10 protein-coding genes are annotated in these 18,198 nt (G+C 67.6%); 5 read left to right on the top strand and 5 right to left on the bottom strand.

Annotated features, from left to right (window positions below):
- Positions 1–119: 119 nt before the first annotated feature.
- From ACZ48X_RS09395 to ACZ48X_RS09385, 3 genes are all read left to right on the top strand, one after another.
- On the top strand, positions 120–1,397 hold the full coding sequence (locus ACZ48X_RS09395) for a tRNA (N(6)-L-threonylcarbamoyladenosine(37)-C(2))-methylthiotransferase (RefSeq protein WP_336352178.1): 1,278 nt from the start codon (positions 120–122) through the stop codon (positions 1,395–1,397).
- A 76-nt stretch (positions 1,398–1,473) separates the two neighbouring features.
- A complete protein-coding gene (locus ACZ48X_RS09390; protein WP_336352179.1) occupies positions 1,474–2,184 on the top strand; it encodes a helix-turn-helix domain-containing protein in 711 nt (236 codons plus the stop codon).
- An 89-nt stretch (positions 2,185–2,273) separates the two neighbouring features.
- A complete protein-coding gene (locus ACZ48X_RS09385; protein WP_336352180.1) occupies positions 2,274–2,705 on the top strand; it encodes a hypothetical protein in 432 nt (143 codons plus the stop codon).
- Positions 2,706–2,864: 159 nt separating this feature from the next.
- Here the strand turns inward: ACZ48X_RS09385 and hmgB are convergent, their stop codons facing one another.
- From hmgB to ACZ48X_RS09360, 5 genes are all read right to left on the bottom strand, one after another.
- Positions 2,865–4,202 carry a hydroxymethylglutaryl-CoA synthase gene (gene hmgB, locus ACZ48X_RS09380; protein WP_336352181.1) on the bottom strand — a complete coding sequence of 446 codons (1,338 nt, stop codon included), beginning with the start codon at positions 4,200–4,202 and terminating at the stop codon, positions 2,865–2,867.
- A gap of 21 nt (positions 4,203–4,223) precedes the next feature.
- Positions 4,224–9,365 (bottom strand): PKD domain-containing protein, encoded by a 5,142-nt coding sequence (locus ACZ48X_RS09375; RefSeq protein ID WP_336352182.1) that lies wholly within the window; start codon positions 9,363–9,365, stop codon positions 4,224–4,226.
- A gap of 18 nt (positions 9,366–9,383) precedes the next feature.
- Positions 9,384–11,804 (bottom strand): hypothetical protein, encoded by a 2,421-nt coding sequence (locus ACZ48X_RS09370; RefSeq protein ID WP_336352183.1) that lies wholly within the window; start codon positions 11,802–11,804, stop codon positions 9,384–9,386.
- 144 nt (positions 11,805–11,948) lie between these two features.
- Positions 11,949–12,536: a DUF2150 family protein gene (locus ACZ48X_RS09365; protein WP_227133527.1), complete on the bottom strand. Its 588-nt coding sequence runs from the start codon at positions 12,534–12,536 to the stop codon at positions 11,949–11,951.
- A gap of 204 nt (positions 12,537–12,740) precedes the next feature.
- Positions 12,741–13,595 carry a TatD family hydrolase gene (locus tag ACZ48X_RS09360; protein ID WP_336352184.1) on the bottom strand — a complete coding sequence of 285 codons (855 nt, stop codon included), beginning with the start codon at positions 13,593–13,595 and terminating at the stop codon, positions 12,741–12,743.
- Between the two features lie 175 nt (positions 13,596–13,770).
- Here ACZ48X_RS09360 and ACZ48X_RS09355 point away from each other — a divergent pair, with 175 nt between their 5' ends.
- Together ACZ48X_RS09355 and ACZ48X_RS09350 are read left to right on the top strand one after the other, a co-directional pair.
- On the top strand, positions 13,771–15,648 hold the full coding sequence (locus ACZ48X_RS09355) for a S8 family serine peptidase (RefSeq protein ID WP_336352185.1): 1,878 nt from the start codon (positions 13,771–13,773) through the stop codon (positions 15,646–15,648).
- Positions 15,649–16,276: 628 nt separating this feature from the next.
- Positions 16,277–18,130, top strand: coding sequence for a S8 family serine peptidase (locus ACZ48X_RS09350; RefSeq protein WP_336352186.1), 1,854 nt, complete (start codon positions 16,277–16,279; stop codon positions 18,128–18,130).
- Positions 18,131–18,198 lie beyond the last annotated feature (68 nt).

Raw genomic sequence — 18,198 nt, 5'->3', positions numbered from 1 at the left:
CGTCGCGACGCGCGTGCTGTCGACGCCCGACGCGAACCGGTGCACCGCACACTCGCGGACGCCATCGACGGGGTATCGTCGCGCTTTTGGTCGCCCGACGGCAAACACGCGTAACTGGCATGGCCCGGTACCACATCGAGACGTACGGGTGTACCTCGAACCGCGGCGAGAGCCGTCAGATCGAGAGCGCCCTCCGCGACGCCGGCCACTACAAGGTCGATTCGCCCGACGAGGCCGACGTCGCCATCATGAACTCCTGTACGGTCGTGGAGAAGACGGAGCGGAACATGCTCCGTCGGGCCAAGGAACTCGAGGACGAGACCGCGGATCTCATCGTCACGGGCTGCATGGCGCTCGCCCAGAGCGAGGAGTTCCGCGACCACGACGTCGACGCGCAGATACTGCACTGGGACGACGTCCCTGAGGCGGTGACGAACGGCGAGTGCCCGACGCCCGGTCCCGGCACCGAGCCGGTGCTCGACGGCGTCGTCGGCATCCTCCCCATCGCGCGGGGCTGCATGAGCGACTGCTCGTACTGTATCACGAAGGCGGCGACGGGCAAGATAGACTCCCCGCCGGTCGAGGAGAACGTCGAGAAGGCGCGCGCGCTCGTCCACGCCGGTGCGAAGGAGCTCCGCATCACCGGCCAAGACACGGGCGTCTACGGGTGGGACGACGGCGAACGCAAACTCCACACGCTACTGGACCGCATCTGCACGGAGATCGAGGGCGAGTTCCGCGTTCGCGTGGGGATGGCGAACCCGAAGGGCGTCCACGGTATCCGCGACGAACTCGCCGCCGTGTTCGCCGAGCACGACGAACTCTACAACTTCCTGCACGCGCCCGTGCAGTCCGGGAGCGACGACGTCCTCGGCGACATGCGCCGCCAGCATCAGGTCAGCGAGTACGTCGAGGTCGTCGAGACGTTCGACGACGCACTGGAGGAGTGGACGCTGTCGACGGACTTCATCGTCGGGTTCCCGACCGAGACCGACGCGGACTTCGAGCAGACGATGGCGCTCCTCCGGGAGACGCGTCCGGAGAAGATCAACGTCACGCGGTTCTCGAAGCGCCCCGGGACCGACGCTGCGGACATGAAGGGCCTCGGCGGCACGGTCAAGAAGGAGCGCTCGAAGGCCATGAGCGAGCTGAAGATGGACGTCGTCGGCGAGGCGTACGACGCGATGGTCGGCGAGACGCGCGAGGACTGCCTCGTCGTCGAGCACGGCACCGGCGACTCCGTGAAGTGCCGCGACGCGGCGTACCGCCAGATCATCGTGCAGAACGCGAGCGAGCACGGCCTCGAACCCGGTGACTTCGTCGACGTCGAGGTGACGGGGCACTCGACGGTGTACGCGTTCGGCGACCCCGTCCGCAAGCGCCAGCCCGCGGACTGACACACCACTCTCGGTTCGTCGCTCGTCGAACCCACTTTTCGACGTGCTTTTGCCGTCCGGCCGCGACGGTCGCCCCATGACCGACACCGACCCGCGTCGCAACCTCGCGCGGCGCATCGCCGGCGAGGTGACCCTGTCCAGCGACCCGGGCGCGACCATCCGGAAGTGGCGCACCGACTTCGACGTCAGCCAGACCGAACTCGCGAACTCGCTCGACGTCTCATCCTCCGTCATCTCCGACTACGAGAGCGGCCGCCGCGAGAGCCCCGGCATCGGGTTCGTCCGCCGCGTCGTCGACGGCCTGCTCGACATCGACGAATCACGCGGCGGCGACCGCATCCGCCAGTACGCGCGCGTCGTCTCCGCCGGCTTCGACAGCGACGTCGTCGCCGACCTCCGCGAGTACCCCCGCACCGTCCCACTCGACCGGTTCTACGACGCCATCGACGCCACCGAAGTCCAGGCAGGGGACGCCGACCGCGTCAGCGGCCACACCGTCATCAACTCCATCGCCGTCATCACCAGACTGTCCAGCGAGGAGTTCTACCGGCTCTACGGCCAGTCGACGAGTCGCGCGCTCGTATTCACGGACATCACGCGCGGCGAGAGCCCGCTCGTCGCCCAGCGCGTCGTCACCCCGACGCCGAACGCCATCGTCCTCCACGGCATCACCGAGGACGACCTCTGGGAGCACGCGCCCAAGCTCGCGCGCGCCGACGGCGTCAGCCTCGCCCTCACCCAGCAAGACCCCGACGAGATGCTGGACGCCCTCGCCGGGCTTCCCTGAGTCGACGACGAGCCGCTTCCGGTCCGTTCCTCGACGGACGCATCCACCGGAAGATATTCGAAGAACCGACAAGAAAGCGGTGTGACACGATGGCCGATTACGTCCTCGTCGCAGTCGCCGTCCTCGTTCCTCGCGTCCTCCTCGACGTGGCCGGTATCGTCGGGGACCGGTACTTCGACCTCACGAGCGTCCGTGAGCGACTGCTCGCCGGCGCGTTCGTCCTCGCGTTCCTCCTCGCTGGCGCCACCACCTACTACAACGCCACCACCGGCGGCACGCTCGCCACGAGCGCCCTCGTCGGAGCAGGCCCCGCCCTCTTCTGGACGTCCTACGCGGTCAACCCAGTGGTGCGCGGCGTCGCCGCCTACTCCTGGCAGTTGGTGTTCGACGCGCGCGCACCCTTCCACGCGGGCGACATGGGCGAAGCCCATCCGCTGTTCGTCCTCCTCGTCGCTGGCGTGTTCTTCGTCGTCGGCGAACTCGTCGTCCTCCCGACGCACATCCTCGCCGCCACGCCCTGAGCACCCAACGGCTCCTGGCCGACGGCATCGAGAGACGACTCGCTCCGCTCGACGACCACCCAGAGAACGACGAGAAACAGCCGACAGCGACGCCTCGCGGGTCGCTCCGGTCCCCGCTCGACGTTCGACGCGAGACCCTCGCTTCGCTCGGATCTCGCGTTACTCCACGTACGTATATTTCCGTTCGCCCATGCGGCCCCAGCCGTCGAACACGAACTCCTCGTTCGGCGTCGTGAACTCCTCGAGTTCCTTGTCCATGTCGTGATTGTGGCGGTCGTGGACCTCCTCGTACTCCGCCCACGAGAGGTCGTAGCGCGCCGCCACCTGCTCGTCGACGTTCAGTTCGGCTATCTCCTCGTGCCAGCCGTCCTGCACCGTCTCACCGTGAATCTCGGCTTGCGCGCCCGACCCGTAGGACGCGACCAGCAGGCTCTCGCCGGTGACGTCGCGGTCGTTCTCGTACGCGTACTTCAGCGCCGCGATGCGCGCCACGTGCACCGACGCGGTGTACCAGTTCCCGACGTCGCGCGAGATCGAGAGCGTCGGGTCGACCGTCGCGTCGTACCACTCCCGGTACTGGTCGGTGTCCTTCAGCGCGCTCATGTACTCGCGGACCGCCTCCTCGTACTCCGCGTCGTCGTCGAAGCTCTCCCGACGCGGCTGCCGACCGATCTCCTCCGCGAGCGCCTCCTCGTGCTCGGTGTCCCGGGTGACGTGCCGGTACGCGAGCGCCGCCGCCTTCCGGACCATCCCCGGGAACGGCGTGTGGAACGGCGCGTACGCGAAGTCCTCCAGGTGGACGTCGCCCGCGACGCTCTCGTAATCCTCGAGGGCTTCGCGCATCCGCGCGAGGTACACCTGCACGGAGCGCTTCCCGTCGACGCTCGGGAACTGCTGGTTCGGCTTCAGGAAGTCCGTCTCGTCCGCACTCCCGTAGCCCTGCTCCATCGTGAGCTCGACGAGGTCCGGGTCCTCGTCGATGAGGAGCGCCACCGCACCAGCGCCCTGCGTCGCCTCGCCCGCATCCCCACGTTCGTACAGCGCCGTGTCCGTCGCCACGACGATCGCCTTCCGGCCGCGATTCCGGCCCGCGCGGATCCAGTTGTACGCGTCGTCGATGCTCTGGGTGCCCGCGATGCACGCGAACTTCCGCTCGCCCTTGTTCGCGTGATGGAAATCACCCTCGTACACTTGCTCCAGGCAGCCCGCGATGTACGTCGAGATCGGCTTCGAGTTGTCGAACGAGGATTCCGTCGCCACGTCGATACGCCCGATGTCGTCCGGCTCCAAGCCCTTGCGGTCCATCAGGCGCTTCGCGGCGTTCGCGCCCATCGTCACGATGTCCTCGTAACTATCCGGGAACGACGACGCCCGCAACCCCAGGCCCTTCGTGTACTTCTCCGGGTCGTCGCCCTTCTCCGGCGCGAACGTCTCCGCCAAGTCGAGTTTCAGATTCCCTGTCCACAGCTCGACCGCGTCGATACCCACGCTTGTCATACCCCCTACTCGACTCGGCCGCTATTTGGGCGTGTCGATGAATCGTTCGACTATCGTCGAAGTTCGTGCGACTAGTTGCCGTGGCGCCGCGCGGGACGCATCGAGCCGAACCGTCGTGCCGTCCGGCGCGGTCGTGCTCGCTCCAGCGACCGGCTCCGTCGCAGCCACCGTGGACGCCGGCACGACCCGCGGCGACGGCACCGACTCGTTCTCGCCGAGCGTCCGCACCACCACGTCGTCCACGTGCCAGTAGTCGAACGTCTCCCCACCACCGTTGACCTGCCGGAACCGGAGCGCGAACTCGTCGTGGACCGCGTCCGCCGGGAGCGTCAGCACCTCGCCGAACTGCTCACCGCGAGGCGGCCCACCCTCGTACCGTTCGAGCACCGTCCACGTGCCGTCGGTCGCGTAATACTCGACCACGAGGTCGTCCTCTTGGGTCTCGTCCGGCATCTCGCTATTGCCGAACAATCCGCCGCGACGCACCCAGTACTCGACGACGACCGCGTTCGCCGTGCTCGTGTTCACCGTCGGCGACTCGACGCTCCCCGCGGACTCGTTGTGCACGAGCGCGTACGTCCCCGACCGCGCCGTGTCGTCCGTGACGAACGTGCTCGCGTCTCCACTCCACCCCGCGGGCAGCGATCCGGACTCGAACCCTTCGTCTATCTTCCGCGTCCAGTCGACGGTCGACCGGAACGCGGTGGTCTGCCCGGGATTCAACGCGTTCGCGGTCGGTCCTGTCGTTCGCGACCACTCGGCGGCAGCGTCGGTATCGTTCGCGACGTTCCGATAGTACGTGTCGTCTCCACCACTGCTCGGCAAGTTGAACGCGCACTGCGTCGAGTACGTGCTCCCAACCGCGAGACAGTCGACGACGCGACCGCTCGGCTGGTGCACGACCTCGACGAGCGTGTCGCCCTTCGGGCCCGTGCTCGGATCACCGAGACCGACGACCTCGCGTGCCGCCAGCAAGCCGTCGGTCCCGACCGAGACGGCAGTCGTCGAGCCGTCGCGCGTCACGTCCACGCGGTACTCGCTCGGGTCGACCAGCGACTGCGTGCTCACGGCCTCCATGTACGGCGTTTTCGTAATCGCGACGTCGTCCACGTACCAGTTCCCGCCCTCGGGTGGGTCGAAGAACGACGAGTTCGCGTCGCGGTACGCGAACCGAAGCCGGAACGACCCGCGGTCTGCGTCCGTCGGTACGGGCACGGTTTCCAGGAACGTCTCCCCGGGCGTCCCACTTCCGTCGTACACTTCGAGTTGCTTCCACGCCCCACTCGTCGTCTCGTATGCGACGACGAGATCCTCGTTTTCACCGGGGTACCGCGTCGAGTCCGCGAACCCCCCACGACGCACCCAGTACGAGACCGTCGCACTCTCCGATCCCGTCAGGTCGACGGGATCCGAAGTGATGTTCACCCACGAGACCGCGAAGTGAAGCCCCTCATCGCCCTCCAATCCGACGGATTGACTCCCCGAGTTCGCGGTCTCTGTCGCGATGTACGCCTGCGTGTCGCCGTCCTGGGTCGTCACCGACCACTCTCGTGCAGGGTTCCCGCCCTCGAAGTCGGATTCGAGCACCGCCTGGGTCTTCCCGAGCACGTACTCGTTCAGGACGAGCGGCGACAGCGACTGGACGCGCACGGCTTCGGTGTCGGTCGCGCCGTCGTCGTCGGTGACGACGAGCGTGACGTTGTACACGCCCGCGGCGAACTGGTTCGTCGGTACGGCAGTCGTGGAGGTGTTCCCGTCGCCGAACTGGTACTCGATGGTGTCGATGGAGCCGTCGCGGTCGCGCGAGCGGTCCTCGAACCGAACCTGCTCGCCGGGACTCGGGAGGCCGTCCTGCACGTAGAAGTCGGCGTTCGGCGGGCGGTTCTGGACGGTGACGGTGCCGACGGAGACGTTCGTCCAGTTCCCGTCCTCGTCGGAGGCGTTCACGTACACGGTGTACGTGCCGTCGTCGGCGTACCGGTTCGTCTGCGTCTTCGACGTGTTCGCTTGCTCCTCGTAGTTCTGATTCCCGCCCTGCCAGAAGACGGTGTAGTTCACGAGGTCGCCGTCCGGGTCGGTCGTCGCCGAGAGATCGAGTTCGACGGCGTCGAACGTCCGCACGGTCGTCCGGTTCAGGGTCGCCGAGACCGTCGGTGGTCGATTCCGGACGGTCACTGACCCGGACGTACTCGAGCGCGCGCCGAGGTCGTCGGTGACGTAGAGCGTGACGTCGTACGTCCCGTCGTCGCCGAACGTCTCGTCGAGGACCTCGCCGGTCGGGTCGCTCCCGTCGGGGCCGTCGCCGTCGAAGTCCCAGACGTACGAGGTTATCGAGCCGGTGTCGTCCGTACTCGCGGACGCGTCGAACGTCACCGTCTCCCCGGTCTTCGCGGTATCCGGCGTCACCGTGAACGACGGGGACGGCGGGTCGTTCTCCGCCGGGCAGTCGCTCGCGCCGACCGTCGTCCGGGAACTGTCGTCCGCGGACAGCGCCGTCCCGGAGAAGCACGGCGTCACCGTCGGGTCGTCCGAGGAGAGCTCGACGCGAACGCGGTACGTGTCGCTCTGCGTGGACAGGTCGCCGGTGCCCGGTAGCGGGTAGTTCGCGACGCCGTCGGTTATCGTAATCGGGTCCGAAGACTCCTCGAACGTCCCGTCGCCGTCGGGGTCGGACTCGACGGACACCGTCACGGTCGTCCCCGGGGGCACGTCCGCGCTCGCGTTCTCGAGCTTCAGCGTCGTCGGGTCCTGCGGCGAGTTGAACGTCCGCGCGTCCGTCACGAGCGACCCCTCGAAGGTGCCACTCGCAGTCGGTGCGGTCCCGTTGTAGAGCGCTCTGACGTCGGCGGTCGATATCGCGCGTTCGTATATCCTGACCTCGTCGAGGTCGCCGTCAAGGTGTCGTCCCGACTGTTCGACGTTCTCGCCGAGTCCGAGGTCGGTCCCGCCGGCGTCCGCGATGTAGCTCGCGGACGTGGTGTCGACGAGGACGCCGTCGACGTACAGGCGGACCGTCGACCCGTCGAACGTCCCGACGACGTGGTACCAGCGGCCGGTCTGGAGGCTCGAATCCGCCTGCGCCGTCTGCCACCCGCCGTCGTAGATGGTGAACGCCGGGACGTCGCCGTTCGTGAACTGGAGGTTATAGGACTGGTCGGAGTGCTGCGCGATCGCGATCCAGCCCGACTGTGCGCTGTCCTTCCGCACCCACGCGGAGACGGTCGCCTCGTCCGTGCGACTGAGTTCCAGCGAGCTGTCGTCGGGGACGCGAACCCAGTCGTTCGAGCCGTCGAGCCCGTAACTCGACGACCCGTGGATGCCGGACTGCCCCATCGCTGGGTCGCCCTGTACCGAGCCGTCGTTCCCGGTCCCGGACGCGTCCGCGGCCGTCGGCCCGCGATCCTCGTCCAGCGGCCAGTACCCGACGAGTCCCGCGTCGCCGGGGCCGTTCCCGAGGAGGACGACGGAATCCCGTCGGTCGCCGTAGGCCGCGTGGACCACGCCGGACTCGCTGGTCGCGGCGTCGAAGTCACCGGCGTCCTGCCAGACGAGGTTCGGGACGAGGTTCGACACCACGTTCACGGTCACGCGGTCGCCGGTCCCACCGCCGGTGACGTACGCGTACACCGTCCCGGTCGCACCGAGCGTGAAGTTCACCGACGCGACGCCAGCGGCGTTCGACCGCGGCGTCGCGTTCTTCACCGACAGGACGCTCCCGTCGCTCACGCTGAACTCCACGGGCACGTTCCCGAGGTCGCCCGTCGTCGCGTTCAACTGGAGGACCGACGCGCTCGACTTGTCGACCGTTATCGGCCCGGAGTCGTTCCACGTCACCGTGTATGACCCCCCACCACCGCCGCCACCGCCGCCACCGGTCCCGCCGTCGTCCGCGTCAGCGTCAACGACGGTGAACGCGACGAGCGCGTTCGACGCCCGGTCCCGGTCGAACGACCCCGCGGGGTCGCCGCTCCGGTTCACGCGCACCTCCACGGGCTGGTCGCCGGTCACGTCGTCGACGCCGTAGGTCACCGTCACTTCGCCGTCGGGGTCGGTCCGGAGGTTCGTGAACGTCCGCTTCGACGCGCCGTCCGCGGTCAGCTCGCCGGGGCCGACGAGCGTCACGTTCACGGTCGCGTTCGACACCGGGTTGTCGTACCGGTCGCGGACCTCGAAGGTGACGCGGTGGTCGCTGCCCTCGCGCACGGTCGCCGTCCGCCCGTCGACCGCCGTGACGTACGCCGGTGGTTCGTCGCGCTCGGGCGCCGACCCGACGCGGACCTTCGACAACTGGAGGTCGTACGTCTCGTTGCCCTCCAGGGTCACCACGAGCAGGTCCCAGTTCTCCGCGCCGATGTCCTTGTCCTTCACCTCGACCGCCCGCACGTACCGGTTCGGGTTCGAGTCGGAGGGGTCGTACTCGCTCGCGAGCCGGTCCTCCCACGTCGCCTGGTCGAGGTTCGTCGGCACCCGGATCTGGATGGGTCCGCCCGAGTCGTTCCGCACCCGGACCGTCGTCGGCGACGCCGACGCCGGATACAGCCGGACGTCCGTCGGCTCGACCTCGCCGCTCGACCCCTCCGAGTAGGACCCGTTCACTGTCACGAGCGACACGTCCCGCCCGTTCACGATGCCCTGGTCGGCGTGCTGACGCCAGAAGTCGCCGTACGTCGAGTACACCAGCGAGTTCTCGTACACGACGCGCTCGGGCCCGCCGTCGTACGCCTGCAGCATGGGGTCGTACACGAACGCCGCCGTTCCGAACGACTTGTTCGCGCCCGTCCAGTAGTCGTTCTCCTCCTCGTCGACCGCGGTCGCGTTCGTCACGTTCGCCGCGAACCCGTCAGCGCCGCTGCCGACCGTCACCAACCGGCCGCCCGTCGGCGGCGGATTCACGAACAACGTCCGGTCCGGGAACCGATTCCCGAACGACACCCCTACCTGCTTCGTCCCCGACCCGGACCCCATCGACCCGACCGTCGCCCCCAACTCCTGCATCTGGGACTGCACCTCCTGCACGTGATTGAACTCCACGCGCTCGTTCTGCTGCGGAACCACCCCGACCTGCCACCCGACCGCCGCCGTGATGAGCACCCCGAACAGGAGCACGAACCCGATGGTCTCCGACTGCGCGCGTCGCTCGTCGCCGACGTCAGAGCGACGCACGACCCACCACCTCGTCGGTCATCCCGCACCCCCACCCGTCGTCCCTTCCCCACCGCCCGTGACTATCGTCACCGACCACGTCCCACCGGACTGGTCGAGCACCGCTATCTCGCCGTTACTCGTCACGAACAGTATCTCCTCCTCGGCGTCACCGTCCCAGTTCACGACCGCGAGCGGGCCGAGCGCCGGCGTCGGACTCGTCCCCGAGTAGATGGTGTTCACGTCCCCGTTCGTCGGGTCGACGAGGACGACGTTCTGGTTCGAGTCGACGATAGGTACGCGCACACCGCTCCCGAAGTTCGCCGGCGACCCGACCGCGTACCCGTTACCCTGGCCGAGCGTAACGGGGTCGATCTTCGACCGCGTCCGCGTGTCGCCGTCGATGTACGCAATCCGGTTCGTGGACGTGAAGTATATCGGGTCCGGGTCCGCGTCGTTCGGCCCGAGGTCCGCTGCCCCGGCAGCCGCGATACCGCTCGCGGTCTTCGACGACCCCTGCACGTACGTCACCGCCGTGTCGCTCCCGCCGACGACCTTCCGCCGGACGTCCCCACCACTGTTCACGTAGAAGACCGCGTCGTTCGCCGCGTCGACGCCGATACCGCCGTCGGTCTTCACGTTCGATGTCAGCGTCATCGCGGTCCCGTCGGCCTGCATCAGGCGCAACTCGCCGTTCCCGTCGACGTACGGCACCTCGAGGTCGCTGTCGGCGTCGAGGTTCCGCTTCGCGCCGACGTAGAGCACGCTCGCACCACCGTTATCGCCGAGCGTCTGGAACTGGCCGGATGGGTCGACGAGCCGGAGGACGCTGTTGTCGTTCGCGTCCACGAACGCCACCGAGACCGGCCCGAACGCGTTCAGGTTCGTCACGCGGAGCGTCGTTCGGTTTCCGCCGGCGCCGCTGGAGGCGAACACGACGACGTCGCCGTTCTGGTTCAGGGTGACGTCGGTGCTGTTCTCGCCGTTCCCCTGGGTCTCGCCGCTCTCGGGGTCGACGGTCGCGACCGCGGTGTCGTTCACGGCCCACGACACGCTCGCGCCGACCGCGGTCGGACTGGTGCCCATCGTGACGTTCACGGTCGACAGCTGGCTGCCGTCGACGATGCACGTGCGGTTCGTCGGCCAGTTCGGGCAGCTCACCGCGCCCGTCGGCGAGTTCGTCTCGGAGACGTTCCGGAGCGTCACGTTGTACGCGCCGTTCCCGCCACCGCCGCCGCCGCCGCTGGCCTTCGACACCGAGACGTTGAACGTCGCCGCCGTCATCTCACCGCCCGCCTTCGCGATGGAGACGTTCACGCGCGCGTCGGTCTTCGCGTCTGGCGCCTCGTACGTGAACCCGACGCGGCCGTCGTTCCCCGTCTTCGTCCCGTTCGGCTCCACGATACTCCCCTGGCCGTTCTCGATGGTCGCGTTCATCGGCACGCCCGACAGGGGGTTGTTGAACTCGTCTCTGACCTCCACGGTCAGCGTCTCCTTCGCGCCCGCGGTCGTCGACACGTTCTTCGCGGACGCCGTCGTCACGTAGCGGTCCGCGGGCGTCGCGTTCACGTTCGTTCCGACGCCCGCCTTCGCGAGCGACAGCGAGTACGTCGTCCCGCCCTCCAGAACGAACTCGATGCGGTTCAGCGTCTGCCCGCTCGGGAGATCCACCTCGCCCTTCTTCCGGACGGCGGTGACGTACGCGTTCGCCGTGTTGTTCCCCGGGTCGTACTCGCCGGCGGCGTCGAGCACGCGCTCCCACTGCCCGACCGTCAACCGCGTGACGATGGCGACCGACAGCGGGTCGCTCGTGCTCTCGGTCTCCACGCTGATGCGGTTCGTGGACGCGCTCACCGGCCGTACCGTTACTGACGCCGCCCCACCCTGCTCGTCGTACGATCCGTTCAACGCGACGAGCGAGATGCGGCGACCGTCGAACAGCGACTGCGAGTTCACGACGATGGTGTCGTCCGCGAACTCGTTGTACACGAGCGAGTACGACACGAACGTCCGCGGCGCCTCCGCGTACACGTTGTAGTTCGGGTCGAACGCGAACCCGCCCGTCGAATAGTTGTGCGTCCGTCCGTCCCAGAAGTCGCTCGTCTCCCCCGTCCCGGTCGCGTTCCGCACCTCGATAGCGACCGCCTCGCGACCCGTCCCGACCGTCCGAAGCCGTCCCGTCGGCCGCGGCGGATTCACGAATATCGTCCGCGCCGGATACCCCGTCGACGCCTCCACGACGACCGTCCGCGCACCGCCCGCCGCCGGCGTCGACCCGACCGCGCCCTGGAGGTCCGCGAGCTGTCGCTGGACCTCCTGGTTGTGGTTGAACTCGACCGCTTCGTTCTGGTTCGGGACGACCGACGCCTGATAGGCGGTGATGGCGATGATGACGAACGCGAACAGCACTATCGCTCCCACCTGCACCGCCGCTGCACGGTCATCCGAACCGAACGGCATTACGAAGCGATAACCAGTGCGCAAGTAAAACCCTTGTTGCAGATTCCCCGGCCCGTTCGCGGGCAAACGACGACCGTCAGCCGAACGTCCGTACTGACCGTTCCAGTCCGGCGACCGCGCGGTCGCCGGGTCCCCGCGCGCCGGTCAGTCCTCGGCCTCGTCCTCCTCGACGACCTCGGGGTCCTCCATCGCGCTCTGGAGGCTCGCCAGCCCGTTCAGCCAGTCGGTGACCGGCCCGAACTCGAGGTCGTCGCCGACGTTCGGCGTCAGCTCGCCGCCGTCGATGATGCGCGTTCCCGCCTGCGCGAGGTAGCCGAGCGCCGCCTCCATCTCGTCCTGGCTCTCCGCGTCCACCGCCGCCTGTACGTACTCCTCGACGCTCGCGTCCTCAGCCGGCCCGCTGTGGACGTACTCTTCGGCGGCGTAGAACACGACGACGAGACTCGTCTGCACGCTGTTGACGAAGAACAGCTTCTCCTCGTCGTCGAACCCGGGATCAGCGAGCACGATCTCGTGGATCTCGCCGACCTTCTCCAGGGCCTCTTCCTCTTCGATCTCGCCGTCGTCGTACGCGGCGACGACCTTCGCCACGGCGATGGCGGCGTCGTCCTGCATGAGGTCGAGGACGCGCATGGAGTCCTCGTCTTCGGGGTCGAGTTCTTCGTCTTCGATGCGGTCGATCCAGTTCTGCCAGCGTTCGGCCGAGTAGAACTCGGTCGGGGGAGTGCTCATGTGAGAGACTACGCCGGGCGACTGAAAGACCTTTCTCTCGGCGGCGTCCGTGCTGGCGGCCCGCACGCGCCGCGCTCTCGACGGACTCGAGGGCGTCGGAACCGAACGCAAGCGTCGACTCCGGGGGGCAGCGACCGCGTCCCGATGGCTGGATGGGCGTCGGATGCTGGGATGGTCCGGGTGGTGGGGGACTCGGGTGGTGGGTCAGTCCGTTCGTTCCAGCGTCGCTTCGGTGTCGACGTCGTAGACGCGTTCGGGCGTCTCGACGTGCGCCCGGTGCATCGCGTCGTCGTAGCCCTCGTCGAGGAGCCAGCGGACGCGTCGCGGCACGGTCTTCGGACCCATGACGGCGCCGGGTTTGTCGGGGTCGTCCACGAAGTCGGTCTCCATGAGGAACGGCGCGTCGCGGTCGACGGCGACGCGGAGGCGGTCCTTCTCGCTCATCACGCTCGGGACGGGGCCGGCGAGTTCGCCGAGCGCGTAGTGCTTGACGACGCGCGTGCGGTCGAGCCCCTCGGCTTCGGCCCACTCGGCTATCTCGGTGAGGTCGTCGCTCCCCTCGGTGTGGAGTTGGACGGCGCAGCCGAGGTCGGCGCCGTGCGCGAACGCCGACCGCATCACGGCGTTCGAGGCGTCCCAGACCGCGTCGGTGACGTCGTAGTGCGGGCGCCCGGACTTCAGGCCGAGTGCGCGGTCGGCGGCGACGAAGTCGGCGGCGACGTCGATGCCCGCCTGCATGAGGTCGCGCGCACCCGCTGGGTCGTAGCCGTCGTCGACGAGTTGGGATACCAGCCCCGGGTGGACGCCGAGGATGGGCCACGCGCGCCCGTCGAGGACGTCGGTCGCGTCCGCGACGGCGTCGACGGTCACCTCGAACACCCGCCTGAAGTCGTCCTCGTCCGCTGGAAGCTCGTCGAGGACGTGCCAGGACGGCTTGTTCACGACCATGAGGTGCGTGCCGCCGAGTCGGTGGAAGTCCTCGACGGCGTCGATACCGCGACCGTTCGCCGGGTCGAGGTGCATGTGATTATCGAGGACCGGGATGTCGAGGGACTCCATGTATCTCACCAGACGTGTGCGCAGCGGTTCAATAATGTTGACGGTTCGAGCGCGATAGCGCCGCTGTCCGGCTATTCCGCGACGACAGTTGTCTATCAGATTGTGTTACTATACTATTATTTTTAGCAATTCTGAACAAAATTTAAATATGGGGCGTCCATCGTAGCTGATGGGCATGGCAGACCGTAGCAACCCACAGACGGATCGGCGTACCTTCCTGAAAGCAACCGGCGTCGCAGCGAGCACCGCAGCGTTCGCGGGCGTCACTCAAGCGACCCCCGGGCGCGAACCGGGCCCGAAGACGGGCGAATGGGTCGTCCTGACGAGCGCCACGACCAGCATGGCGACGGCCGAAGCCGAAGTACAGGCAACCATCCCGGACAAGGCCGACGTCACGCACCGGAACGAGACACTCGGCTACATGGCCGTCGAGTCCCCGACGCCGGGCGCGGCGTCGATGGACTCCCCTATCGTCGAGGACCTCGAACGACTCCCGTTCGTCGACACCGTCGAACGGAACGTCACGTACCACGCGATGGAGACGCCGAACGACGAACTGTACGACGAACAGTACGCGCCCCAGCAGGTCCGCGCACCGACCGCGTACGACACGACCGACGGGAGCGAGGACGTCACGGTCGCCATCGTCGACCAGGGCGTCAAGTACGACCACCCCGACCTCCAGAGCCGCTTCGGCGCGGACAAGGGCCAGGACTTCGTCGACTCTGACGACGACCCGATGCCGGAGTCGATGAGCGAGGAGTACCACGGCACGCACGTCGCCGGCATCGCGTCGGCGACCTCCGACAACTCGACGGGCGTCACCGGCATCTCCGACTCGCGACTCATCTCCGGGCGCGCACTCGGCACGGGCGGGGGCGGAAGCCTCACCGACATCGCCGACGCCGTCCAGTGGGCCGCCGACCAGGGCGCGGACATCATCAACATGAGCCTCGGCGGCGGCGGCTACACGGACACGATGAAGAACGCCGTCAGCTACGCGGTGAACAACGGCGCGCTCCCCATCTGTGCCGCGGGGAACAACGGCGACCCGTCCGTGAGCTACCCGGCCGCGTACAGCGAGTGTATGGCCGTCTCCGCCGTCGATGAAAACGAGGACCTCGCGAGCTTCAGCCAGTACGGCGACAAGCTCGACGTCGCCGCCCCCGGCGTCGACGTCCTCTCCACGTGGACGGAGTACAAGAGCCAGTTCGGCGGCAAGTACAACAAGATCTCGGGGACGTCGATGGCGTGCCCCGCCGCGTCCGGCGTCGCCGCGCTCGGCCTCGCGGCCGCGGGCGGGAGCGGCGCGCTCTCCCCGACGGAGCTCCGCGCGCGCCTGAAGAACACCGCCGTCGACATCGGCCTGAGCGAGCAAGAGCAGGGCGCGGGGCGCGTCGACGCGGCGAACATCGTCGACGGTGGCGGGACGACGCCGCCGGGCAACTCCGCACCGACGGTGTCCATCAACGCCTCGTCGACGACCGTCGACGTCGGGACCGCCGTCGAGTTCGACGGCTCCGGGTCCAGCGACTCGGACGGCTCCATCGAGTCCTACAGCTGGGACTTCGGTGACGGCGCGACCGCGACCGGCGTCAGTGCGACGCACACGTACGACAGCGCGGGCGAGTACACGGTCACGCTCACCGTCACGGACGACGACGGCGCGTCCTCGTCGAACTCCATCGCCGTCACCGCCGAGTCCGGCGGCGGTGGCGGGTCCTGTGGTGACGTCACCGAGACGGCGAGCGTCGACGGCTCGCTCTCGGGGTACTGGGACGACGCGAACTACACGTACAGCGCCGCGACCAGCGACCCGTGCCAGGTGTCGTTCCTCCTCGACGGTCCCTCGGGCGCTGACTTCGACATCTACGTCACGTACGACGGCCGGACGCCGTCGACGTACGACTACGACGCGCGCGCCGCGACGTACGGCGCCGACGAGACGCTCACCGTCGAGGACGTGAGCGCCGGCCAGGAGTTCGGTATCCTCGTCGACTCCTACGACGGCAGCGGGAGCTACACGCTCTCCGTCGAGGAACTCGGCGCCTGAACGCTATCGGACACGTTCCATCCACGGTCGACTCCGTCGACCCATCCGTTCATCCCACCTTCCCCCTTCTCTGTCGCGGGCCGTTCGTCGCCTGCTGAGTTGATTCACGCCGTGTGACGACAGCATTTCTCCGGGTCCCGCACACGCCCGCACGTAACAACCCAATCAAGGGCAAGGGTGATGCTGGGTTGTGGGTGGCTGGCGTTCCAGTGCGGTGGACGTCGTCCACACGTGGTGACGTGTTGTCCGGTTCTGGGTGTCGATGCGGTCGGCCGTCGGCTGACGTCGAGGTCGGGCGTTCCGCTCGCGATTGTGCGCGCGCGACGAGTTCACGAGGCTCGTTCGCGGTGGAACCTGCAGATCCCCCCGCGACTTCGTGTCGGTGACTCGTCATGCTCGCCGACGCGTTCGTGATAGTTGTGTGCCAGTATCACACGTGATGATTCCCAACTGGCCATCCCGAACCCGACGCAGTCTCCGTGAATCACGCATTGGTTTCCCGTAGTTTCAAAGCACACAATCAAATAATTCGTCTACTGAAACGGCTGGTAATAGTTTCAAATCGCTATTGATTTAGCTCTAAATGAGGAAAATATAAATACATGGGTGCCAAGTGCTGTTCTGTGTCATGACAGGCGATGACAACCACTCTTGGGCGCGACGAACCTTCCTGAAGACCACGGCCGCGGCGGGCGCCGCAGCGACGGTCACCACGACCGTCTCCGCAGACGGCGTGGAGAAGGTGCGACTCAACTTCGGTATGGCGAACACGGCGTCGATGTCGACGGCCGAAGCGGAAGTCCAGGCGGAGACCCCCGGTAACTCCGAGGTCTACCGACGCTCGAACGAGCTCGGGTTCATCTCCATGGACATCCCGAAACAGGCCGCCGAGAACGTCAAGGAAGCCTTCGAGAAGAAGGACAAGTTCCGCTACGTCGAGTTCGACCAGCAGCTTCACGCGCTGGAGACGCCGAACGACAGTCTCTACGACGAACAGTACGCCCCCCAGCAGGTGCGTGCACCGAGCGCGTACGACACGACGCAGGGCAGTGGCGACGTGACGATCTCGGTCGTCGACCAGGGCGTCTACTACGACCACCCCGACCTCCAGGACCGCTTCGGGTCCGTGAAGGGCAAGGACTTCGTCGACTCGGACAGCGACCCGGCGCCGGACTCGATGGCAGACGAGTACCACGGCACGCACGTCGCCGGCATCGCGTCCGCGACGACGGACAACGCGACGGGCATCGCGGGCATCTCCGACTCCACGCTCCTCTCGGGTCGTGCACTCTCCGAGGAGGGCAGCGGGTCCACCGCCGACATCGCCGAAGCGGTCCGCTGGTCGGCCGATCAGGGCGCGGACATCATCAACATGAGCCTCGGTGGCGGCGGGTACACGGACACGATGAAGAACGCCGTCTCCTACGCCGTCTCGAACGGTGCACTCCCCATCTGTGCCGCGGGGAACGACGGCTCCGGTTCCGTCTCCTACCCGGCGGGCTACAGCGAATGCGTCGCGGTGTCCGCGGTCGACTCGAACGAGGACCTCGCAAGCTTCAGCCAGTACGGCGACAAGTGCGACGTCGCCGCACCCGGCGTCGACATCCTCTCGACGTGGACGACGGACAAGAGCCAGTACGGCGGCAAGTACAACAAGATCTCGGGGACGTCGATGGCGTGTCCCGCGGCGTCCGGCGTCGCGGCACTCGGTCTCGCCGCCGACCCCGACCTCGGTCCGAACGAACTCCGTTCGCGGCTGAAGCAGACCGCGGTCGACATCGGCCTGAGCGAGGAGAAGCAGGGGTCGGGTCGCGTGGACGCGAAGAACATCGTCGACGCTGCCGGTGACGGCGGCGGTGGCGGCGGCGGCAACACGGCGCCGACGGTGTCGATCAACGCGTCCTCGACGACGGTCGAGGCGGGGACCGCGATCGAGTTCGACGGCTCCGGCTCCAGTGACCCCGACGGCTCCATCGCGAGCTACGACTGGGACTTCGACAACGGCGCGACCGCGACCGGCGCGACCGCGACGTTCACGTACGAGAACGCGGGCACGTACGACGTCCAGCTCACCGTCACCGACGACGACGGTGCGTCCTCGACGAGCGCCATCGACGTGACCGTCGAGGAGCCCAGCGGCGGCGGTGGCTCCTGTGGCGACACCTCCGACTCCGCGAGCGCCGACGGCTACCTCTACGGCTACTACGACGATTCCTCGTTCACGTACGCCGCCAGCCTCGACGACCCGTGCCAGGTCACGTTCGACCTCGCGGGTCCGTCCGGAGCTGACTTCGACCTGTACGTGACGTTCGACGGCCGGACGCCGTCGACGTACGACTACGACGCGCGCTCGATCACGTACGGCTCCGACGAGCAGATCGTGGTCGACGACGTCGACCCGAACCAGGAGTTCGGCATCCTCGTCGACTCCTACAGCGGCAGTGGCTCGTTCACCATCTCGGTCAGCGAGCTCGGGAAGTAACGACCGCGGACTGAGCGGGTAGGTCCCACACGGCGGTGGCGTCGGCGCAAGGCACCGACGCCGTTCTC

Source organism: Halorubellus litoreus (genome assembly GCF_055378595.1).
This window is presented reverse-complemented; position numbering and strand designations above follow the sequence as displayed.